This is a genomic window from Phenylobacterium sp. (assembly GCF_030651185.1).
Taxonomy (GTDB): Bacteria; Pseudomonadota; Alphaproteobacteria; order Caulobacterales; family Caulobacteraceae; genus Phenylobacterium.
Window position 1 is genome coordinate 203,024 of sequence record NZ_JAUSCJ010000006.1, and the last position, 22,548, is coordinate 225,571.

Below are 22,548 nucleotides of genomic sequence, written 5' to 3' on the forward strand. Positions count from 1 at the left end.
ATACGGCCAGCGGCCGCATTCGGCGCATATGTGAAAGACACATACGTTTTGACCAAATTTACCGACTTCGGCCTCGCTCAACCCCTGCTGAAGGCCCTGGCCGACGAAGGCTACACCACCCCCACCCCCATCCAGACCCAGGCCATTCCCGGCGTCATGACCGGCAAGGACCTGCTGGGCATCGCTCAGACCGGCACCGGCAAGACCGCCGCCTTCGCCCTTCCGATCCTGCATCGCCTGGCCGCCGACCGTAAGCCCGCGCCCCGCCGCGGCTGCCGCGTCCTGGTGCTCTCCCCCACCCGCGAACTCGCCACCCAGATCGGCGAGAGCTTCAAGGCCTATGGCAAGCACCTGGGCGTCTCCGTCGCCGTCGTGTTCGGCGGCGTGAAGTACGGCGGCCAGATGCGGGCGCTGGCCGGTGGCGTCGACGTTCTGGTGGCCACCCCGGGCCGCCTGATCGACCACCTGGGCGAGAAGACCATCACGCTTGGCGGCGTCGAGATCTTCGTCCTCGACGAAGCCGACCAGATGCTGGACATGGGCTTCATCCTGCCCATCCGCCGGATCGTGAAGTACCTGCCGAAGGAACGGCAGAACCTGTTCTTCTCCGCCACCATGCCCACCGAGATCGGCAAGCTGGCCGGCGAACTGCTGAACCCCAACCCGCTGAAGGTCTCGGTCACCCCGCAGGCCACCACCGTGGAACGGGTCGACCAGAAGGTGATCTTCGTGGAGACGGCCCGCAAGCGCGCCCTGCTCTGCGAACTATTCGCCGAGAAGAACTTCAAGCGCGTCATCGTCTTCACCCGCACCAAGCGCGGCGCCGACCGGGTGGCCAAGTCCCTGGAAGCCGCCGGCGTCGAAGCCGCGGCCATCCATGGCGACAAGAGCCAGGGCCAGCGGGAACGCGCGCTCGCCGCCTTCAAGGCCGGTGAGGTCCGCGCCCTGGTGGCCACCGACATCGCCGCCCGCGGCATCGACGTCGACGCCGTGACCCACGTCGTGCAGTACGAACTGCCCAACGTGCCGGAGAGCTACGTCCACCGGATCGGCCGTACGGCCCGCGCCGGGGCCGGCGGTTCGGCCGTCGCCTTCTGCGCCGACGACGAACGCAACCTGCTGCGCGATATCCAGAAGGTGACGCGCCAGAACATCCCCACTGAGGAACGCCGCGGCGACCGCGCCCTGATGGTCATGACGCAAGCCATGCCTGAAGTGGCCGCCGAGCGGGCCGAGGCCGGCCGCAAGAACCACGGCGGCGACCGCAACGGCGCCGGCGGAACCCGCAAGCCGCAGAACCGCAGCGACCTGCCGGGCGGCCTGCGCGCCCAGCGCAACCGTCCCGCCAAGGGTCACGGCGGCGGCAATGGCGGGAGCGGCGGTGATCGCCACCCCCACGGCGCTCGCACCGGCGGCGAGCGCGCCTCCACGACCCCCATCAGCCAGAACCAGTTCAAGGGCCCCAAGCGCGAAGGCGCCGCGGCCTCGGCCGCCCCGGCCAAGCGCTGGAGCCCCATCGACTAGTCGATGAGCTGACAGTCTGAGTTAGATCGAGCGCCTCGCCCCACCGGGCGGGGCGCTTTTTCATTGGGCCGGGGGGTGGGCGGGCCGTGGAGCGTGGAGCGCGACGTCAGAACCGCGTCGAGAGCGCGAGGAACGGCCGCCAGGTCTTCTTGCGGCGATCGTAGGGGGTGCGGGTCAGAGGGCGGGCGGCCTCGACCGTCAGGGTGGCGCGGTCGCCGACGCGGGCGCGGACGCCCAGGCCGGTGGAGACAAGGTCGGCGTCGGCGCCGGAGCGCTTGAGGTTCCAGACCTTGCCCGCATCGAGGAAGCCGTAGCCCTGGAGGAAGCTGAAGGGCCCACGCTTGGGGCTGAAGCCGGCGCGCAGCTCGGCCGACGCCGCGACGCCCTGGTCGCCGCCGATTTCGGCGTAGTTGTAGCCCCGTCCATAGGGCGCGCCCCCGACGACGAACTCCTCCGACGACAGAAGGCGGTGCGGCGACCATTGTCCGTCTGCCGTCAGGGAAAGCCCCGCCCAGGGGCCGAGGTCGCGATAGTGCGAGCCGTGGACGTTGAGCTTCACAAACTGGCGCGAGGCGTCGGCGCGCGACAGGCCCTCGCCGGCCTTGACGCCGGGCTCGCCGCGTTGGCCCGCCGAGACCTGGGCGAAGAGGTTGCTGGACTCTCCGGGAACGGTCACGTCGGCGTTGAGGGCCCCACGCAGCACGACCACGTTGTCGGCATAGCCGCCGGTGTCGGCCCAGTCCTGCTCGATGTGCCGCGCCTGGAGGGTGGTCTGGGTCCAGGCGTTGACCCGGCGGTCGCGCTTCAGCGGCTTCAGATAGCTGACGCTCGCCGACAGGCTCTCGCTGCCCACGTCGGTGGACATGGTGTTGGCGCCGTCGCGAGCCTTGGCCATGCCGATCGTGCCGCGCAGGCGGGCCCCGCCGCCCAGGGGGGCGGAGTAGCTCACCTCACCATAGGTGAAGGCCCGCGGATCGTTGGGCACGGCGAGCACCGCCAGGGCCAACTGGTCGCCAGGGCGGATGGCGGAGTTCTTGGCCACGCGGCCATAGGCCTGCCAAGGCCCGCTGGTCTTCGGGCCGCGGTTGTCCACATAGGTGCTCAGGGCCAGGGGCTTCAGGCTGGCGACAGCCACCAGGCGGTGGCGGGCAGGATCGTCCAGCACCGGTTCCAGCTGGGTCTTGATCTGCACGCCCGGCTCGTCGCCGGCCAGGCTCAGGCGACGTTCCAGCTCGGCGAGGCGCAGTGGGCGGAGCTCGGACAGGCCCTTGAGGTAGGGAGACGCGGCGGGCGCGCCAATCCCGGTCAACGCCACATCGCTGATGTGTCCCTCATAGATGCGAATGCGAGCGACGCCCGCGCCCGGAGCCTGCGGCGGCACGACGGCGCGGGACAGGAAGTAGCCGTCGGCGCGGTACCTGTCGGTGATCGCCGTGGCGATATCGACGAGGTCGGCGGTGCTGACCTCGCGGGTGAGATAGCCTTGGTACAGCGCCGCCAACTCGCCGGGCTTGTAGACCGTGAGGCCTTCCAGGCTGACCGCGGTGAGCTGGAAGCAGCCGCTGTCGGGGAGGCCGCACGCGGCGGCCGAGGGCGCTTCATCCTGTGGCCAGGCGAACACCGGCAGTGACAAAAACATGACCGCGGCGACAAGCATGGCGACGCGGACGGGCCAGTCCGCCGTGCGCCACGCCTCTGCTCCAGCCCACGTCACGCCTTGCGCACCTTCGAACCACGATCTCCGTTGGTGAACCAACATGGTGAACGAGACCCTAACGATCCGGTCTTTTTTCTCGCCTTAGCAAAGGCTTAGCCACGGCGAGGTTATTTGTGACGCGAGCGATAATTTTTCGGTCCACAGATTGGGGTTACCCATGCGCCGCACCGCCCTGCTTTTTGCCTGTTCGGTTCTCGCCTTCGCCGCCGGTTCGGCCCAGGCCGCCGCCTGGCGGCTGGTGGAAGTCAACGGCACGGTGCGGATCACCGTCCCCGGGGCGGAAGCCGCCCCGGCCCGGTTGAATCAGGCGGTGCCGACGGGTTCCAGCATCACCACCACGCTCGGCGCCCGCGCGTCCCTGGACAACGGGTTGCAGCAGATTGTCGTCGGTCCCAACAGCCGCATGACCGTGGCGCCGGACGCCGGCGGCTTCACCCGGGTCATGCAGGACCTGGGCGCGGTGATGTTCAAGGTGGACAAGCAGAAGTCTCCGCATTTCCGCGTCGATACGCCCCTGCTGGCCGCCATTGTGAAGGGGACCACCTTCACCGTGGTTGTGGGGCCGATGTCGGACGCGGTGAATGTGGCCGAGGGCCTGGTGGAGGTTCGCTCCAACGGCTCGGATCTCGGCAGCGACGTCGGAGCGGGATCGAGCGGGGCGGTCTCCCGGGATGCGCCGCAGTCGGTGCAGGTCACCGGAACCGTGACCCCCACCGCGGGCGCGCCTGAGGCCGTGAAGATCGAACCCCTGGACTACAAGACGGTGTCCGGCGGCCTGGTGGACTCCGGCGGACCGACCATGATTGCAAACGAGGCGGGCGCGATCGCCTCGGGCAATGGCGCCGCCAGCGTCGCGATGGAGGCGGAGACCGTCGGGCCGGCGGCCCTCCCAATCGAGGTCGCCCGGAACGATCGCCAACTCGAAGCCTCCGACACCCGGGGCGGGAATGGTCCCGCGGACGGCGGCGGCGCGGCCCTGACCAACGGTGCGGGAAGCAACGGAAATGGCGGCGGGCCGCCCGAGAACCCAGGCGCCAACGGCCCCGGCAATGGAAACAGCGGGAACGGCGGCGCGGCCGCCGAGACCGGAAACACCGGCTCCAATGGCAATGGCGGCGGGAATAACGGCAACGGAAACGGAAACGGCGGCGCGGCCGCTGAGACCGGAAACACCGGCTCCAATGGCAATGGCGGCGGGAACACCGGCACCGGCAACGGGAACGGCGGCGCGGCCGCTGAGACCGGAAACACCGGCTCCAATGGCAATGGCGGCGGGAACACCGGCAACGGTAACGGCGGCGCCGCGACCGAGACCGGGAACGCCGGCTCCAATGGCGCTGGCGGCGGGAGCAGCGGCAACGGTAACGGCGGCGGCGGCTCCGACGGCTTGGTGACAGGCCTGATCAACACCGCTGGCGGGACGACCGGAAGCGGGACCGGCGATGGCAAGGGTCGCGGTCCGAAGTGAGCCGACTGGGCCATCTGATCGGCCGACTGCGGTCGCAGGTCGGCTTGGCCGCGATAGCCCTCGGCGTGGCGTTGGCCATGCTGAGCGGCGCCCTCACTCCCGTTGAGGATGGGCTGGCCGCACTTCGCTTCCAGGCCCTGCAGCGCGCACCCAGCCACCAGATCACTGTCGTCGAGATCGACGTTCCCAGTCTGCGGGCAGCCGGACGCTGGCCGTGGGGCCGGGACCGTTTCGCCACCGCCATCGGCAACCTGCAGGCCGCGGGCGCCAAGGTGGTGGCCTTCGATGTCGACTTCAGCGCCAACGCGAGCTCCGCCACCGACAAGGCGCTGGCAGACGCCATCGCGGCGCGGCCGGGCTCGGTCATCCTGCCGACCTTCGTCCAGCCCGTGCGGCGCGCGGACGGCCGCACAAGCCTGGTGGAGACCTCGCCGCTGCGCGGTCTCTCGACGGAAGCCCTGCTGGCCAGCGTGAACATCCCCATCGACCCCGATGGCCGCGTGCGCCGCTACACCTACGGCTTCGGCGCGGACGAGACCTATCGCCCCTCCATGGGCGCATCCCTGGCGCAAACGCCCCAGCAGCGGCGCGACACCTTCCTCATCGACTATGCCGCGCGGGTCGGCGAGATCGATCACCTCAGCTTCGAGGACGTGTTCCGCAACCGGTTCGATCCGAAGCTGGTGCGTGGCCGTTCGATCCTGATCGGGGCCACCGCTCTTGAGCTCGGGGACGAATTCTCCACGCCCCAGGCCGGTACCGTGAACGGGGTCTATCTCCACGCCCTGGCCTTCGAGAACCTGACCAGCGGCCGGGCGCTGGTGAGCCCGCCGGCCTGGATGACCTTCGCCCTGGCCTGCCTGCTGATCCTGTTCCTGCGCGCCGACCGGGAGATCACCCTGGCGTCGCTCTCACGGCGCCATGCGGCGATCGGAGTCGGGCTGCTGACCCTGCCCATCCTGCTGCAAAACCTGGCCCCCGTGAGCCTGTCAGTGGCGCCGCTCGTGGCCGCCCAGCTGGCGTGCCTGTTGTGGGCGACGCGGGCCGAGCTCGCCCGTCGGGCCCGCTCGATCATCGAAGAGCGCGAGGCGGGCCTGCTGCACCAGGCGCTGCACGAGCCGGAGACGGGCCTGCCGAACCGCCGCGCCCTGCTGAGCGAAGTCACGTCGCGGATGCAGGGGACCGACGGGGGCGTCCTGGCGGTCGTGGCCATCGGCATCGACCGCTACCCCACCATGCGGGGCGCTGTGGGCTACAGCCTCTCCAACCTGATCGTTCGCGGCGTCGCCGCCCGGCTGCAGGCGGTGTGCGGCGACGGCCAGGTCGCCCACCTCTCCACCTCGGTGCTGGGACTCGTCCTGCACCGCGCCGACACCCACACCCTGCTGGCCGACCTCAACAGGCTGGAGACCCTAGACCCCGGTCACGAAGTGGCCGGACACCCGGTGGACGCCTTCATCAAGCTGGGCGTCTCGCACCGCACCTCAACCCAGGACGACCCTGAACGGCTGCTGGAAAACGCCGCCCTGGCCCTGGACGAAGCCCGGCGGCTGAACCGCCGCCTGGTGACCTTCGAGGCCGAGACCTACGTGGACCCCTCGCTCAACCTCGCCTTGATGACCGAGATGCGTCGCGGCCTGCACGCCGGCGAAATCAGCCTGCACTACCAGCCCAAGGTCACCCTTACCGATAGCGCGGTGCACAGCGTCGAGGCCCTCGTGCGCTGGAGGCACCCGGTGCGGGGCCCGATCGCGCCCGACAGCTTCATCGGCATCGCCGAGGAGACGGGCGCCATCCGCGAGCTGACCGAGTGGACCCTGGAGCGCGCCCTGCGGGACCGGGCCGCCCTGAAGGCCTCGGGCCATGACGTGGTCGTGTCAGTGAACATCTCAGGCCGGCTGCTGGCCGACCGCGGCTTCTGCGACCACGTCCAGGAGATGGTGGCGGGCCGCGACCACGGCCTGTGCCTGGAGATCACCGAGACCGCGGTCATCGAAAACCCGACGGCGGCCACGGCCTCCATCGCCACCTTCCGCGCAGCCGGACTGAAGGTCTCGATCGACGACTACGGGGTCGGCCTGTCGTCGCTGGCCTATCTCAAGATGCTCGACGCCGATGAACTGAAGATCGACAAGTCACTGGTGGTGGCGGTGGCCGACAGCCAGCGCGACCGATTAATCCTGAAGTCCACCATCGACCTGGCCCACAGTCTGGGGATGAGTGTCGTGGCCGAGGGCGTGGAGACCCGGGAGGTCCAGGCCGCCCTGGCCCTGCTGGGCTGCGACGCCCTCCAAGGCTACCTGATCTCCCGTCCGGTCCCGCTGGCCGACCTGAGCGTCTTCCTCGACTCGTGGTCAGGCGAGGACCAGCGACAGGCTGTCGCCTAGCTCCTGTAGTCGCCGTTGATGGCGACGTACTGCTTGGTGAGGTCGCAGGTCCAGACGCTGGCGGCGTGCTTGCCAACGCCGACGTCGACACTGACCTCCAGCTCCTGGTTCTTCATGTAGGCGCTCATCTTGTCCTCGTCATAGGTCGGGGAGACGAGGCCGTCCTGGGCGGCGATGAGAGGGCCGAACTGGATCTTCACGCGGTCGCGGTCGATGGGCTCGTCGGCGCGACCGATGGCCATGGCGATGCGGCCCCAGTTGGCGTCCTCGCCGGCGAAGGCGGTCTTCACCAGCGGGCTCTCGGCGATGGTGCGGGCGATCTTGCGGGCCGAGGCGGGGCTCTCGGCGCCGGTGACGTTGATCTTCACGAACTTGCTGGCGCCTTCGCCGTCGCGGACCAGCTGCAGGGCCAGGTCCAGCAGCACCCCTTCCAGCTTCTCGCGGAAGTCGGCCAGGCGCTTGTCGCCGGCGCGGCTGATCAGCGGCGCCGAGGACTGGCCGGTGGCGAACAGCAGCAGGGTGTCGTTGGTGGAGCGGTCGCCGTCCACGGTCACGCAGTTGAAGGTGGTGCGTGTGTAGAGGCTGGCGAGTGTCTGCAGGGCGGCGGGCGAGATGGCGGCGTCGGTGGCCACGAAGGCCAGCATGGTGGCCATGTCTGGGGCGATCATACCCGAGCCCTTGCAGATGCCGGCGATCTTGACCTTCTCGCCGTCGATCACCGCCTCGGCATAGGCCCCCTTGGCGAAGGTGTCGGTGGTCATGATGGCGCGCGCGGCGCCGGCCCAGTTGTCGTCGGTGAGCTTGGCCTCGATGTCGGGCAGGCGGTGGGTGATCTTGGCGTCGTCCAGCAGCACGCCGATGACCCCGGTGGAGGCCACCATCACGTCGCGCTGGCGGCAGTCGAAGCGCTTGGCCACGGCCGAGGCCACCCGGCGCACCGCGTCAGCGCCCGGCTTGCCGGTGAAGGAGTTGGCGCAGCCGGCGTTGACCACCAGGGCGCGCGCGTCGGCGCCCTTGGACATCTCCAGATGCTTCTTGCACCAGTCCACCGGCGCCGAGCCGATGCCGTGGCGGGTGAAGACGCCAGCCACCGACGTGCCCTTCGAAAACCGCATCACCAGCAGGTCTTCGCGGTCGTGCTTGTAGAAGCCGGCGCGGCTGGTGGCGATCTGCACCCCGGCGATGGGCGGGATCTTCGGGAACGGCACGGCCAGCGGCGAGACCGGCAGGGCGCCCTTGGCCGGCGCGGGGGTCGTCGGGGCGACATCGGCCAAGGGCTGCTTGTCGGCGCGCTTGAGGGCGGCGCGGGCGCGTTCGATGGTCTGGCCCACCACCTCGACAGGTTTGGAGGCGACCTCCAAGGCGATGGCGGCCGGGGTCTTGCCGGCGGCCTTGGGCGTGGTCGCCGGCTTGGCGGGGGCCTTCCTGGCGGCCGGCTTCTTGACAGGCGGGCGGGTCATGGCTTGACCGTCTTGGCGGCGGGTTGGGCGGGAACCTTGGCGGCAGGCGCGACGGCGGCGGGCTTGGCGCCGGCCACCGGCGGGGTCGCCGGGACGGCCGCGGCGCCGGGGGCGACCGGCGGGGCGTTGGCGGGTTCCTTGGGCTGGCCGGGCACGTCCTGCGGCGCGCGGATCAGGGTCTGGATCTTGGAGCGGGCACGCAGCTTTTCCAGCAGGTCGCGGACCTGATCATAGGTCAGGAAGCGCACGATCTGCGGCCGGGCGGCCTCCAGCGTGATCGGCTGCTCCAGCCGCCGGTCCTCGACCTTCACCAGGGCCCAGCCGCCATCGACCTCGAAGGGCCCGACGATCTGGCCGGCCTTGGCGGTCTTGAGATTGGCGTCATAGGCCTCGGGCATGACGTCGGTGGTGAAGTAGCCGAGATCACCACCGTTGAAGCGGGTGGCGGCGTCGGTGGAGCGTTCCATGGCCAGGGCCTCGAAGGAGGCGCCGGTGGCCAGCAGCTTCTTGACCGCGTCGGCCTCGGCCAGGCTGGCCAGCACGATCTGGCGGGCCTTGAGCTCCTCGGACTGTTTGGCGAGCTTCAGCTGCTCCTGATAGAGGCCGCGGATCGCGTTCTCGTTGACGGCGTCGGAGACGGTGCTTTCCACCAGCATGTCGCCCAGGATGCGCTCGCGGGCCGCAGCCAGCCGGCGCTGGGCGGCGGGGTCCTTGTCGAGCTTGCGCTTCAGCGCCTCGCTGGCCAGCAGCTTCTGGTCGACCACCTCGTCCATCACTCGGCGGAACAGGTCCGACGAAACGTCCAGGGGCTCGCCCTCGCCGATCAGGCCCTGGGCGACGGCCTCGCGCTTGACGTCGGAGGCCCAGACCGTGCGGCCGTCCACCTTGGCCACCGCGGCGTCGCCCGGTTCGGGAGGATGTTCCGCGCCCGGGCCCTTCCCGCAGGAGGCCAGCATCAGGGTCGCCGCCAGCACGACAATCATCGTGCGGACCGGGTGCGAAATTCGGGTGAAACTTCCCTGCGCCATAGGCCATACCTCGAAGTCGAAAATGCCGGAGCTCCAGCCGTCCCGCTCTAGCCATTTACGCCACGGGATGCAAAGGTCGCCGCCGATCTAAACCTGCGCGGCCCCAACATTCCGGCCGACGTGGTCCATTTTCCGGGAGGATATATTTTCATGACGCGCGAAGCCGTAATCGTTTCCTATGCCCGCACGGGCCTGGCCAAGTCCGGTCGCGGGGGCTTCAACATGACGCCCACCATGACCATGGGCGCCCATGCGGTGAAGCACGCGGTGGCCAAGTCCGGCCTCGACGCCTCGGCGATCGAAGACTGCATCATCGGCAACGTGGCGCACGGCGCCGGCAACCTTGGCCGCCAAGTGGCCCTGCTGGCCGGCATGCCCATCACCACCTCGGGCGTCACCGTCAACCGCTTCTGCTCCTCCGGGCTGAACACCATCGCCACCGCGGCCAACTACGTGCGCAACGACGGCGCCGACGCGGTCGTGGCCGGCGGCGTGGAGAGCCTCTCCTTCCCCGGCGGCGGCGGTTCGCGTGAGAACAACGACCCGGCCCTGTTTGCGCAGTATCCCGGCGTCTTCATGCCGATGATCGACACCGCCGACATCGTGGCCGAGCGCTACAAGGTCAGCCGCGAGTCCCAGGACGAGTACAGCCTGGAATCGCAGCGCCGCATGGCCGCCGCCCAGCAGGCGGGCAAGTTCAAGGACGAGATCGTCCCCCTGAAGACGAAGATGAAGGTCGTCAACAAGGAGACGAAGGAAGAGTCCATCGTCGACTTCGTGGTCGACAAGGACGAGTGCAACCGTCCCGACACCACCCTGGAAGGCCTGGCCAAGCTGAAGCCGGTCCGTGAAGGCGACAACAAGTTCATCACCGCCGGCAACGCCAGCCAGCTGTCCGACGGCGCCGCCGCCGTGGTGATCATGGATTCCAAGGCCGCCGAAAAGGCCGGCCTGTCGCCGATGGGCGCCTTCAAGGGCTGGGCCGTCGCCGGCTGCGAGCCTGACGAAATGGGCATCGGCCCGGTGTTCGCGATCCCGCGTCTGCTGGAACGTCACGGCCTGAAGATCGACGACATCGACCTGTGGGAACTGAACGAGGCCTTCGCCTCCCAGTGCCTCTATTCCCGCGACAAGCTCGGCATCGATCCCGAGAAGTACAACGTCAATGGCGGCTCCATCGCCATCGGCCACCCCTACGGCATGACCGGCGCTCGTCTCGCCGGCCACGTCCTGCAGGAAGGCAAGCGCCGGAACGCCAAGTGGGCCGTCGTGTCCATGTGCATCGGCGGCGGCATGGGCGCCGCCGGCCTGTTCGAGGTTTACTGAAGACTAACCTCGCAACTTCTGTAGTCTGATCAATGACGACCCTCCGGAGCCCGCTCCGGAGGGTCGTTTCATTCTGGAACACTCATTCTGAGCAGGTTAGCCTCAGGCTTTCCCCGCTAAAGTTTCCCCTAGGTTCGGGGAAGTTCCATGAAGACGGCGTCAGCGTTCAGTGTGAGTGCGGGTCCGCCGGCGGTGGTCGAGGCGCTTGAGTCGCTGGCCTCCAAGCTGGCCGCGCGGCCGGACATCCTGTTCCTCTACACCGCCGAGCATCACGCCAGGCCGGCCCTGCTGGAGGCGATCACCGCCCGCCTGCCCGGCGTGCCGGTTGTGGGCGGCACCTCCTGCGGCGGCGTCATGACCGAGCAGGGCTTCCACACCGGTCCCGACGGCGCGCTCGGCCTGTTCGGCATCTGCGACGCCGACGGCTCCTATGGGGTCGGCGCCGCCGAGATCGGCGCCTCGCCGCAGGCGGCGGGCGCCGCGGCCATCCGCGCGGCCCTGGCCAGCGCCGGCCGCGACTTCGAAACGCCCACCCTGGTCTGGTGCTGTCAGCCCCCTGGCCAGGAGGAGGGCGTGCTGGAAGGCATCCAGTCGGTCATCGGCGCCACCACCCCGATCATCGGCGGCAGCTCCGCCGACGAAGCCATCGCCGGCGAGTGGCGGCAGTTCTCCCCCGAGGGCGTCACCTCGACCCACGCGGTCGTGGCCGCCCTGTTCCCGACCTCGGCGCACGGCGCGGCCTTCCAGAGCGGCTACGCGCCCACCGAGCACACCGACGTCGTCACCAAGGCCGAGGGCCGCCAGATCCTGGAGATCGACCACCAGCCCGCCGCCACCCTCTACAGCCAATGGACGGGCGGCGAGGTCAGCGCCACCGAGGCCGGGATGATCCTGGCGAAAAGCACCGCCACCCCGCTCGGCCGGATCGCCGCCGAGGTGAAGGGCGTACCGATGTTCGTCCTGTCCCACCCCTCGCTGCTGGGCCTGGGAGGCGACCTTTCCCTGTTCACCGACATCGCCGAGGGCGACCAGGTCCACCTGATGCGCGGGTCGTCGGACTCCCTGGTCAAGCGCGGCGGCGTCGTGGTGGCCGACGCCTGCGCCACCGGCGGCTGGGCGCAGGACGCCACGGCCGGCGGCCTGGTGATCTATTGCGGGGGCTGCATGCTGCACGTCCGCGACCGGATGGACGAGGTGGTGGCGGGTGTCCGCCAGGCCATCGGCGACGCCCCGTTCCTCGGCGCCCACACCTTCGGGGAGCAGGGCGCGATCATGGACAACTGCAACCGGCACGGAAACCTGATGGTTTCCGCCCTGACCTTCGGCTGATCCGTGCCCGAGACCGAACAGCTCCAGCTCGAGCAGCTTCGCGAGGCCCTGGCCTCGGCCAAGCAGATCGGAGCCGCCCAGGCCCAGCGACTGCGCGAGCAGGACCTGGTGCTCAGCGGCACCGCCACCCTGCAGGCCGAGGACGAGCTCACGGTCCTGCTGGCGCGCGCCTTCGACGTGCTGCGCCAGGCCCTGGATTTCGAAGTGGCCCTGGTGCTGGAACCGCACGACGGACCAGAGGGCCCTGGATTCGTCTGCAGCGCGGCCACCGATCCCGACGCCCTGGCGGGGGGCGGCCTCTACGCCCCGGTGGCGACCCCGGGGGGGAGCGGCCTGCTGATCCTCTGCACCTCGGAACTGGGCGCCTATTCGGCCAGGGACCTGCAGTTGGTCTCGCGCCTGGGCCTGTTGATTTCCCAGACCCTGGCCGCCGGTCAGAGCCGCGGCCTGGCCGAGGCCCTGGAGGCCGGGGCGAGCGCCCATGTCGCCAAGCCGATCGGCCCCCAGGCCCTGATCCGGACCATGCTGGAACTGTGGGACGCCGCCCTGACCGATCAGGATCTCGACAACGTCGCGATGGGCGTCGCCTAGAGCGCGCCGCCTGGCCTAGTCTCCATCCGGCGAGATCAGCGGCGGCGCCAGGAAGCCTCACCTGGACGGGGAACCTCACTGATCTCTCGGCGAATCCCAGGTTTGCGCGTAAAGCTTGCGAACCCTAGCCGCGTTGACACTTGGTGGGGCGCTGCTTAAGTCTCGCGCGCCCTGAAAAGAGCGGAATTTCCGGGCAGGCGAAGGGTCCCTAAGCGGCCGCCGCCGCGCCCCGCATCATCCGGACGTCCCCCTCGCATGCTCTTCCAACGGTTCTTCGGCTCTTCCAACGACCGCAAGGTCAAGGCCATGACGGCCCGCGTCGCGAAGATCAACGCGCTCGAACCCCAGATCCAGGCCCTGTCCGACGAGGCGCTGCGCGCCAAGACGACGGAGTTCAAGGCGCGCCTGGCCAAGGGCGAGACCCTGGACCAGCTTCTGGAAGAGGCCTTCGCCGTGGTGCGCGAGGCCGCCCGCCGGGTGCTGGGCCAGCGCCACTTCGACGTGCAGCTGGTGGGGGGCATGGTCCTGCATCAGGGCGGCATCGCCGAGATGCGCACCGGGGAAGGCAAGACCCTGGTGGCCACCGCCCCGGTCTATCTGAACGCGCTGGCCGGCAAGGGCGTCCACGTCATCACCGTCAACGACTACCTCGCCCAGCTTCACGGCGACTGGATGGGCCAGGTCTACAGCTTCCTGGGCCTGACCAGCGGCAACATCGTCCACGGCCTGTCCCAGGGCCAGCGCCAGGCGGCCTACAACGCCGACATCACCTACGGCACCAACAACGAGTTCGGCTTCGACTACCTGCGCGACAACCTGGTCTATGACGCCAGCGAGATGGTCCAGCGCGGCCACCACTTCGTGATCGTCGACGAGGTGGACTCCATCCTGATCGATGAGGCGCGCACGCCGCTGATCATCTCAGGACCCACCGAGGACCGCAGCGAGCTCTACAAGACCATCGACCTGCTGATGAAGGAGCTGATCAAGGATCCCACCACCTTCGATCACGACGAGAAGCAGAAGCAGGTCATCCTGACCGAGGAAGGCGCAGAGAAGATCGAGGACATCCTGATGTCCGGCGGTCACCTGGCCGAGGACACCGCCGGCCTCTATGACGCCGCCAACGTCTCCATCGTCCACCACGTGAACCAGGCCCTGCGGGCCAACGTGCTCTACACCCGCGAGAAGGACTACATCGTCCGCTCGGGCGAGGTGATCCTGATCGACGAGTTCACCGGCCGCATGATGCAGGGCCGACGCCTGTCGGAGGGCCTGCACCAGGCCATCGAGGCCAAGGAAGGCGCTCACGTCCAGCCCGAGAACCAGACCCTGGCCTCGGTCACCATCCAGAACTACTTCCGCCTCTATTCGAAGCTGTCGGGCATGACCGGCACGGCGACCACCGAGGCCCAGGAATTCGGCGACATCTACAAGATGGACGTCATGGAGATCCCCACCAACCGTCCGGTGGCGCGGATCGACGACGACGACGAGGTCTACCGCACCGAGGCCGAGAAGAACCTGGCGATCCTCAAGCAGATCGAGGACTGCCACCTGCGCGGCCAGCCGATCCTGGTGGGCACCGTCTCCATCGAGAAGTCGGAGACCCTGTCGGAGTTGCTGAAGACCCACACCTTCACCGACGCCACGGGCAAGACCGTCAAGGGCGTGCCGCACAACGTGCTGAACGCACGCTACCACGAGCAGGAAGCCCTGATCGTGGCCGACGCCGGCATCCCCGGCGCGGTCACCATCGCCACCAACATGGCCGGCCGCGGCACCGACATCCAGCTGGGCGGCAACGTCGACATGCGGGTGCTGAAGTGGCGTGACGAGCAGCTGGGCCTGGGCATCGAGGTCACGCCCGAGATGGCCATCAAGCGCAAGGCCGAGATCGAGACCGAGATCGCCGACCTGAAGGTCCAGGCGCTGGCCGCCGGCGGCCTGTTCGTGCTGGGCACCGAGCGCCACGAGAGCCGGCGGATCGACAACCAGCTGCGCGGCCGCACCGGCCGTCAGGGCGACCCCGGCCACTCCAAGTTCTTCTTGTCCTGCGAGGACGACCTGCTGCGCATCTTCGCCGGCGAGCGTCTGGACGGGATCATGCGCACCTTCGGCGTCCAGGAAGGCGAGGCCATCACTCACAAGTGGCTGAACGGCGCCATCGCCACGGCCCAGAAGCGCGTCGAGCAGCGCAACTACGAAATCCGCAAGAACCTGCTGAAGTACGACGACGTCGTGAACGACCAGCGCAAGGCGGTGTTCGAGCAGCGCGCCGAGTTCATGGACGCCGCCGACCTGTCCGACGTCATCAACGAGATGCGCCAGGACACCCTTGAGGACCTGGTCACCCGCCACCTGCCGCCCAAGGCCTATGCCGAGCAGTGGGACGTCGCCGGGCTTCACGAGCACGTCGTGGGCATGCTGGGCATGGACCTGCCGATCGCCCAGTGGGCGGCCGAGGACGGCATCGCCAACGAGGAGATTCAGGAGCGCATCCAGAAGGCCGCCGACGCCCGCGCCGCGGAGCGCGAGGCCGTGGTCAGCCCGGAGCAGATGCGCACCATCGAGAAGAGCTTCCTGCTGCAGATGGTCGATCTGCAGTGGCGCGAGCACCTGATGCATCTGGACCACCTGCGCAACGTCATCGGCCTGCGCGGCTACGCCCAGCGAGATCCGCTGAACGAGTACAAGACCGAGGCCTTCTCCCTGTTCGAGAAGCTGCTGGTGGACCTGCGCCAGAACGTGACGCGCTGGCTGATGACGGTGGAGTTCAGCTACGCCGAGCCCGAAGAGCCCGCGCCCCTGACCAACTATACCGAGGTCCATGTCGATCCGCTGACCGGCGAGAATGCGGCCGAGATGGGCGCCCTGCCCGAAGGTCTGTCGGTGGCGCAGCGCGAGGCCCTGCCCGTCGCCGCCCTGCCGGACGGTTGGCAGCAGACCGGCCGCAACTCAGCCTGCCCCTGCGGCTCGGGCAAGAAGTTCAAGCACTGCCACGGGACGCTCGTCTAGCCTCGAGCCGCCCGCTGAGCCGCCCGATCCACGCCTGCGGGCTTGCGCCCGCGCGCCTCGCCGCCTAGCAACGGGGGCGATTGCGGGGAAGGTTCAACTATATGCGTATCGTTATTGTTGGCGCCGGGATCGGCGGCCTCACCCTGGCGCTCAGCCTGCACGCCGCCGGCATCGAGGCGGTGGTCTATGAGGCGGCCCCGGAAATCCTGCCGCTGGGCGTGGGCATCAATGTGCTGCCCCACGCGGTGCGGGAACTGACGGATCTGGGCCTCGCCGACCGGCTTGCCGACAACGCCATCGCCACCCAAGCCCTGATGTACGCCAACAAGTTCGGCCAGGAGATCTGGCGCGAGCCGCGCGGCCGCCACGCCGGCTACCACTGGCCGCAATACTCCATCCATCGCGGGGTGCTGCAGCTGCTGCTGTTCAACGCGGTGCGCGAGCGGCTGGGCGCCAAGGCGGTGCATCTCGATCACGAGGCCACCGGGGTCGAGACCAGTCCGGACGGCGCCACCGTCAGCTTCCGCTCGAAGACAACCGGCGCGCCGCTGCAAAGCGCCCACGGCGATCTGGTGGTGGCCTGCGACGGCATCCACTCGGCCCTGCGCGCCCAATTCTATCCCGACGAGGGCCCGCCGGTGTGGAACCGCCGGGTGCTGTGGCGCGGGGTCACCGAGAGCGCGCCCTTCCTCGGTGGGGCGACCATGGTCATGGCCGGGCACCAGGACATGAAGTTCGTCTGCTACCCCATCGACCCCAAGGCCGCCGGGCGCGGGACCTCCACCATCAACTGGATCGCCGAGCTGCGCTTCCCCGATACGGTGGAGTGGCGGCGCGAGGACTGGAACCGCAAGGGCGACCTGGCCGACTTCCTGCCGCGGTTCGAGAGCTGGGACTTCGGCTGGCTGGACGTACCGGAGATCATCCGCGGCGCGGGCCAGGTCTTTGAGTATCCGCTTGTCGACCGCGACCCCGTCGACCGCTGGACCTTCGGGCGCACGACCCTGCTGGGGGACGCCGCCCACCCGATGTACCCGATCGGCTCCAACGGGGCCTCACAGGCGGTGCTGGACGCCCGGACACTGGCCTACGACCTCGCCACGCAACCGACCCTCGACGCGGCCCTGGCGGCCTATGAGTCCGCGCGTAGACCCGCCACCAGCCGCATCGTGCTGTCCAACCGCGGCAACGGCCCCGAACAGGTCATGCAGATGGCGGAGGAGCGGGCGCCGAATGGCTTCTCCCACGTCCACGACGTGATCGGCCGCGAGGAGCTTGAGGCGACGGCTGGGGAATACAAGAAACTCGCCGGCTTCGACCGCGAGGCGCTGAACAATCGCGCCTCGCTGGTTGCGACCCGGGTCAGGGTCTAGCCGAAGGCATGACCTGACGCAGTCGTCATCGCCATGCTGATCGTCACCACCAGCGAGAGCAGCGGCCACAGGATTTTCACAGTCGTCTCCAAGGGTGGAATGCGTCGCGGGGGGAGCGGCGACAGACCGTATATGGGGGGAGCTTGACCTTTGCGGGAGGGGTCAGTTTCGCAGACCCGCTCTGCAGGACTGCATGGGGTCAGGCCGGGGGCTCGGCCAGGGTCACGTAGAGCTCGCTCTCGATCACCCACTGGCCGGTGACCTTCCTCCAGACAGCCAGGTATGTCCCCGTCAGGGTGGGCGATCCGCGCCAGGTGGCCGCCCAGGTTCCGGTCTCGGCGGCCCTGGCCTCATCCTGGTCAGGGCGGACGCTCTCGGTGGTGCGCAGATAGGTGACGAAGCTGGGATCGCGGAACTGGTTCTCGAAGGCGGCCAGAACCGAGTCCACCCCCACCATCAGGCTGCCGTCCCCGGCGATCAGGTTGATGTCGGGCGCGAGGAAGGGCCGCAGGCGGGCGGCCTCATGGGATGCAATCAGCTTGTTGGTCAGCTTGCGCCGGGCGCGGATGGCGGTCTCTGCCGGCGTCACGGCTCGACGACCACCGTACCGACCTTGGAGCCCGCCTCCACCAGCTCGTGAGCCCCCGCGCAATCTTCCAGCGGGAAGCGGCCGGCGACCGACAGGATGGGCTCGCCCGTGCCAATCCAGCGGGTGATGTCCTGCTGCGCCCGCTTGCGCGCCTCTGGCGGCGAGATCGGCAGGTAGACCCCGTGCACCCCGAGGTTCAGACCCATCAGGGCGCCCGCCGGGACCTCCGGCTCGCGGGCCCCCTTGGTGGCGTAGAAGGCCACCGTGCCGTTCACCCGGACCACTTGCAGGGTGGTGGCGATGTTGCCGCCGAAGTCGACATCGACGACGTGGTGGCCCCCCTCTCCGCCCGTCAGCTCGCGGACCCGCTTGGCCACCTTCTCCTGGCGGTAGTCGATGACGTGGTCTGCGCCGCCGGCCCGGGCGCGCTGCGCCTTCTCCTCGGAACTGACCGTCGCGATCACCGTGGCGCCGGCCCACTTGGCGAGTTGCACCGCGTAGTGCCCCACGGCGCCCGCCCCGCCGGTCACCAGCACGGTGCGCCCCTGGACGGGTCCGGCCACGAACAGGCTGCGATGGGCGGTCATGCAGGGGATGCCGAGGGTCGCGCCCTCCGCGAAGGAGACGTTATCGGGCAGCTCCATCAAGAGGTCGGTGTCGAGCTCGATGTACTCGGCCGCCGAGCCGAAGGCCCGGCCGTTGCGCTGGCCGTTGTAGAACCAGACCCGCTTGCCGATCCAGCTGGCCGCCACCCCCGGCCCCACGGCCTCGACGACGCCCGCGCCGTCGCTGTTGGGGGTGATGCGGGGATAGGCCATGGCGGCGGGGCCGCCGCGCATGCCGGCGTCGGAGGGGTTCACCCCCGAGGCCTTGATGCGGATCAGGGCTTGGCCGTGTCCCGGTTCGGGGGTAGGGCGGTCGCCGTACTCCAGGACCTCCCGGGCGGGGCCGGTGCGATCGTACCAGATGGCCTTCATGGCTTGGGCTCCTGCTTGAACGGCCAGCTGATCACCCCGCCAGCAAACAGGGCCCACCAGACGAAGACCGGCTGAAAGGCCAGGCGGGGCCCGTGATACCACCAGCTCGACGGCAGCCCGCCGACAGTCACATCGCCGAAGGCGTGATGCAGGTTGGCCGGATAGACGCCCACGGCGTAGAGCGCCAGCATCACGCCCGATATCCATCGCAGGCGCGGGATCAGCAAGCCGAACCCGCCCAGGATCTCGCAGACCCCGGTGAACAGCACCACCTCCAGCGGATACGGAACCCAGGCCGGCATGATGGCCAGGAACCCCGGCGCGCTGCGCAGGTGGACGATCCCGAAGGCGATGTAGATGACCGCCAGCAGCCAGCGCAGGACCGCGCGGAGACGGGGATGGGGAAGCGGCTCGGGTCGCGCCAGGAAGGTCATGGCGCGATGGTGGGCGCCCATGCTCGCCGGAGCAAGCTCCCATCGACGTCATCCCGGCCGTAGCGCAGCGGAGAGCCGGGACCCAGGGGAGGTGCGCACGGCCCCTGGGTCCCGGATCGCCTATCGGCGTCCGGGATGACGGCTATGTTCAGTCGGCCACCCAGTTGCCGTGGAAGCCGAAGGGCACGCGGCGCGGCATGTGGGCCATGCCGATGGGGCCCTTGGCGACGTCGAGGGCTTCGAAGACCACGAAGTCGCTGCGGTCCTCGGCGGCGCGGTAGACCACCGCCGTCAGCCAGCCATCGCCCTCCGGCGCATCGGCCGAACGCGGGGTGAAGACCGGCTCCGAGGTCATGTCGCCGCCGGTGAAGGCGTGGACCTGGCGCTTGCCGGTGGCAAGGTCGAGGTGGGCGATGGCGTTCAGCTTCACCGATTTCGCATTGGTGGTGTCGCCGGCATAGAAGCCGTGACGATAGGCGCCGCCGGCCAGCCGCTCGTCGAAGCGCGGGAACTCGCAGTCGAGGTCGTCGATGGCCTCTTCCTTGATGGCGTCGCTGGCTCCGGAGAGATCAAAGGTCCAGCGGGTCAGGCGCGCGGCGGTGCGAAGGCCGGGCGAGCCATCGGCCATGGGGAACAGCGGGGCGGCGTCATAGCGGGCCACCTCGGCGATGATCTTGCCGTCCGCCTCATGGGCGTTCATCGGGTGGAAGACGTAGCAGGCCGGCACGTTGAACCAGCGGAGGGTGGAGACGTCGGCGTCGCGGCGCATGACGCCGACATAACCGGCCTTCTCCGGCTCCCAGGCATAGGCCGGCAGGCCCTTCATGGCCCGCTCAAGGCTGCCGGTGAGCGGCAGGACCGGGAACAGCACGTAGTTCTCGGTGACCAGGAAGTCATGGATCATGGCCGAATAGGGGGCCTGGAAATCCGAGCGCCGGGTCACCACGCCGCTTGCGTCGGTGACGCCATAGCTCATCCCCGCCGACAGCGGCGCCTCGCCGACGCCATAGCCGAACCAGACCATCTCGCCGGTCTTGGGATCGATCTTCGGGTGGGCGGTCACCCGGCCCTTGTACTGCTGCGCATAGCCCTTGGGGGCCATGGTTCCCGGCGCGACCTCGAAGGGCATGTGCCCCTCTTCCAAGGCGAGCAGGCGGCCGGCGTGCCAGAGGATGTTGGTGTTGGCCACGCCGCTGTCCTTGCCGACGGCGACAGGGTCAGTGAGCATCGGGTTGAAGCCGCCGAACAGCGAGCGGCCATGCTCGTGCTCCAGCTCCCACTTCGGCGTGCGGACATAGCGGTTGCGGTAGCTGACATTGCCGTCCTCGACCCGGAACGCGTGCAGCATGCCGTCGCCCGTGAACCAGTGATAGTTCGGGTCCTTGGGCTCGAACTGCGGATTGGGCCCGGTGCGGTAGAGGGTCCCCCGCAGGCCCGCGGGGATCTCACCGGTGACCGGCAGATCAAAGTCGTCCTCGGAACGCACGGGGGCGAAGTTGCCGCCGAGATAGGGATTGATGCGAACGTCGCCGTCCATGGCTTTGCTCCCGTGGTTTGACCGGTTCAGGCCGGCCGGATGATGTGTCCGTCCTGGGGCCGCACGCGACCCTCCAGGACCCTGTGATAGGCGTCGGTGAGACCTTGCTGACCCTCATGCTGCACGAGGTTCAGCCAGGGGCTGTCGGCGACGAAGGCGCGCAAGGCGGCGTCGAAGCGCGTTTCGACTTCGCCCGGACCCCAGTCGGCCATGCGCTTGCGGATCTGGTCGGGCGCGAAGAACAGGGTGGGGGTCGGGCCGGCGATGGCGGCGTCGTCACGGCCGGCTTCCCAGTGGGTGGCCCCGACGATGATGCTGCGGGTCAGAGCCTCGCCCAGGGCCGCATGCACCTTGGCGGTGGTGGCGCGGTCGCCGGCGAAGTCCACGAAGGCGGCGGGCCCCTTGGTCTTCAGCGCGCCGACCTCGTCATAGGTCAGGACCTTGTCGTAGAGACCCAGCCCCTCGATGGTCTTGGCGTTGGCCGGCGAACTCAGGCCGATGACTTCGCAGCCCCGCGCCTTGGCGAACCAGGCCAGGCCGAGCGCGGTCTTGCTGGACGCGCTGGAGAGCACCAGCGTGGTAAGCGCCCCGTCCTCGCCCAGGAAGTCGTCCAGCAGGAAGCTGGTCATCAGCAGGGGCCGCAGCAGGGCGCGGTGGTCGTCCAGCGGATCGGCCGGCGCCTCATTGTAGGCGTTGTAAGTCGGCGGCAGTTCGGCGCGGTGCGGCGCACGGTCGACGAAACCGGTTCGGGTCTTGGCGAGCTGCATGACGAAGCTGGTGGACATCGGCAGGTAGCCGAACAGCCGCAGACCCACGGGCGCGTCGGCGGTCCTGGACTCCGTCACCCTGGCGAAGCCCCAGACGGGAATGCGGCCCAGGCCGTCGGGCGCCGGGAAGAACGTCCAGTAGCCGAAGGCGTCGCCCATCAGTCCGTAGGTGACGTTGTTGGCGGTAAAGGAGAACCGCTCGACCTCCAGACGGACCTCGCCGTCGGCCAGGGCGGGCGCCTGCGCGGGGACAATCTGCGCCTTGCGCAGGTCTTTGCGGTCCACAAGCAGGTCCCAAGCCGCCATCGATTCCATCCCTTTTGTTTCTTACGTTGTAAATTTATTGCGTAAGAGGTAACGCCTTGCAAGCAGTTTGTTTGCTAGAGTTTCCGGTATGCCCCGCGTCCTGTCCGAAACCGATGTCGCCGACTTCCGTGAGCGCCTGTGCGGGGTGGCCGAGAAGCTGTTCGCCGAACGCGGGCCTGACGCCGTGACCATGCGCCAACTGGCGTCGGAACTGGGGGTCAGCCCCATGACCCCCTACCGCTACTTCGCCGACAAGGAAGACATCCTGGCCGCGGTGCGGACCAATGGCTTCAACCGCTTCGCCCAGGCCCTGGAAGACGCCTACGCCAAGACCCAGGGCGCCCGGGCCAAGGGCGCGGCGGTGGGCGAGGCCTATCTGAACTTCGCCTTCGAACACCCGCAGACCTACAAGCTGATGTTCGACCTGGATCAGCCCCACGCCGAGAACTATCCCGATCTCGTCGCGGCGGGACATCGGGCCCACGGCACCCAGACCCAGTACGTGAAGACCCTGGTGGCCGAAGGCGTGCTGCAGGGCGACCCCGAGGAGATCGGCAAGATGTTCTGGGCCGCGGCCCATGGCGCGGTGGGGCTGGAGCTGGCCGGCAAGATCCCGCCGGGCGCGGCGCGCGAACTGCATCGCCAGCTGAATCATGCCCTGGCGCGCGGTCTGCGTCCGTAAGGCTTGACCGCCGTCGCGTCACCGGCCGAGGTTCG

At 69.0% G+C, this 22,548-nt stretch carries 17 protein-coding genes; 9 read left to right on the top strand and 8 right to left on the bottom strand.

Going from position 1 to position 22,548, the window contains the following annotated elements; all coding sequences use genetic code 11:
* Positions 1-48 precede the first annotated feature (48 nt).
* Positions 49-1,524, top strand: a complete 1,476-nt coding sequence (locus tag Q7J39_RS02325; protein WP_304820002.1) for a DEAD/DEAH box helicase — start codon at positions 49-51, stop codon at positions 1,522-1,524.
* A 106-nt stretch (positions 1,525-1,630) separates the two neighbouring features.
* Here Q7J39_RS02325 and Q7J39_RS02330 read toward each other — a convergent pair whose 3' ends face one another.
* Entirely contained in the window at positions 1,631-3,163 is a 1,533-nt protein-coding gene (locus Q7J39_RS02330; protein ID WP_304820004.1) for a ShlB/FhaC/HecB family hemolysin secretion/activation protein, read from the bottom strand.
* Positions 3,164-3,398: 235 nt separating this feature from the next.
* On the opposite strand from Q7J39_RS02330, the gene Q7J39_RS02335 reads away from it, so the two are divergent.
* Positions 3,399-4,709 carry a FecR family protein gene (locus Q7J39_RS02335; protein WP_304820006.1) on the top strand — a complete coding sequence of 437 codons (1,311 nt, stop codon included), beginning with the start codon at positions 3,399-3,401 and terminating at the stop codon, positions 4,707-4,709.
* Between the two features lie 44 nt (positions 4,710-4,753).
* Entirely contained in the window at positions 4,754-7,096 is a 2,343-nt protein-coding gene (locus tag Q7J39_RS02340; protein ID WP_304820008.1) for a bifunctional diguanylate cyclase/phosphodiesterase, read from the top strand.
* Here Q7J39_RS02340 and argJ read toward each other — a convergent pair.
* Together argJ and Q7J39_RS02350 are read right to left on the bottom strand one after the other, a co-directional pair.
* Positions 7,093-8,556 (bottom strand): bifunctional glutamate N-acetyltransferase/amino-acid acetyltransferase ArgJ, encoded by a 1,464-nt coding sequence (argJ, locus tag Q7J39_RS02345; RefSeq protein WP_304820010.1) that lies wholly within the window; start codon positions 8,554-8,556, stop codon positions 7,093-7,095. The two genes, Q7J39_RS02340 and argJ, sit on opposite strands and share 4 nt — an antisense overlap.
* On the bottom strand, positions 8,553-9,584 hold the full coding sequence (locus Q7J39_RS02350) for a peptidylprolyl isomerase (RefSeq protein ID WP_304820012.1): 1,032 nt from the start codon (positions 9,582-9,584) through the stop codon (positions 8,553-8,555). The genes argJ and Q7J39_RS02350 overlap by 4 nt, the downstream gene beginning before the upstream one ends.
* A 150-nt stretch (positions 9,585-9,734) precedes the next feature.
* Between Q7J39_RS02350 and Q7J39_RS02355 the strand changes: the two genes are divergently transcribed.
* The 5 genes from Q7J39_RS02355 (at position 9,735) to Q7J39_RS02375 (ending at position 17,221) form a co-directional block, all read left to right on the top strand.
* Positions 9,735-10,910: an acetyl-CoA C-acyltransferase gene (locus Q7J39_RS02355; protein ID WP_304820014.1), complete on the top strand. Its 1,176-nt coding sequence runs from the start codon at positions 9,735-9,737 to the stop codon at positions 10,908-10,910.
* 147 nt (positions 10,911-11,057) lie between these two features.
* Positions 11,058-12,239, top strand: a complete 1,182-nt coding sequence (locus tag Q7J39_RS02360) for an FIST signal transduction protein (protein WP_304820016.1) — start codon at positions 11,058-11,060, stop codon at positions 12,237-12,239.
* Positions 12,240-12,242: 3 nt separating this feature from the next.
* Positions 12,243-12,830, top strand: a complete 588-nt coding sequence (locus Q7J39_RS02365) for a hypothetical protein (RefSeq protein ID WP_304820018.1) — start codon at positions 12,243-12,245, stop codon at positions 12,828-12,830.
* Positions 12,831-13,085: 255 nt separating this feature from the next.
* Positions 13,086-15,848 carry a preprotein translocase subunit SecA gene (gene secA, locus Q7J39_RS02370; protein ID WP_304820020.1) on the top strand — a complete coding sequence of 921 codons (2,763 nt, stop codon included), beginning with the start codon at positions 13,086-13,088 and terminating at the stop codon, positions 15,846-15,848.
* Between the two features lie 101 nt (positions 15,849-15,949).
* On the top strand, positions 15,950-17,221 hold the full coding sequence (locus Q7J39_RS02375; protein WP_304820022.1) for a flavin-dependent oxidoreductase: 1,272 nt from the start codon (positions 15,950-15,952) through the stop codon (positions 17,219-17,221).
* Positions 17,222-17,420: 199 nt separating this feature from the next.
* On the opposite strand, the gene Q7J39_RS02380 is transcribed toward Q7J39_RS02375, so the two are convergent.
* From Q7J39_RS02380 to Q7J39_RS02400, 5 genes are all read right to left on the bottom strand, one after another.
* Entirely contained in the window at positions 17,421-17,810 is a 390-nt protein-coding gene (locus Q7J39_RS02380; RefSeq protein WP_304820025.1) for a nuclear transport factor 2 family protein, read from the bottom strand.
* Positions 17,807-18,787: an NADPH:quinone reductase gene (locus tag Q7J39_RS02385; protein WP_304820026.1), complete on the bottom strand. Its 981-nt coding sequence runs from the start codon at positions 18,785-18,787 to the stop codon at positions 17,807-17,809. Before Q7J39_RS02385 ends, Q7J39_RS02380 begins: the two co-directional genes overlap by 4 nt.
* Positions 18,784-19,242 carry a DoxX family protein gene (locus Q7J39_RS02390; protein WP_304820028.1) on the bottom strand — a complete coding sequence of 153 codons (459 nt, stop codon included), beginning with the start codon at positions 19,240-19,242 and terminating at the stop codon, positions 18,784-18,786. Before Q7J39_RS02390 ends, Q7J39_RS02385 begins: the two co-directional genes overlap by 4 nt.
* Before the next feature lie 127 nt (positions 19,243-19,369).
* Positions 19,370-20,758: a carotenoid oxygenase family protein gene (locus Q7J39_RS02395; protein WP_304820030.1), complete on the bottom strand. Its 1,389-nt coding sequence runs from the start codon at positions 20,756-20,758 to the stop codon at positions 19,370-19,372.
* Between the two features lie 26 nt (positions 20,759-20,784).
* Positions 20,785-21,831 (bottom strand): DUF2855 family protein, encoded by a 1,047-nt coding sequence (locus tag Q7J39_RS02400; protein ID WP_304820032.1) that lies wholly within the window; start codon positions 21,829-21,831, stop codon positions 20,785-20,787.
* An 88-nt stretch (positions 21,832-21,919) separates the two neighbouring features.
* On the opposite strand from Q7J39_RS02400, the gene Q7J39_RS02405 reads away from it, so the two are divergent.
* Entirely contained in the window at positions 21,920-22,513 is a 594-nt protein-coding gene (locus tag Q7J39_RS02405) for a TetR/AcrR family transcriptional regulator (protein ID WP_304820034.1), read from the top strand.
* Positions 22,514-22,548: the final 35 nt, after the last annotated feature.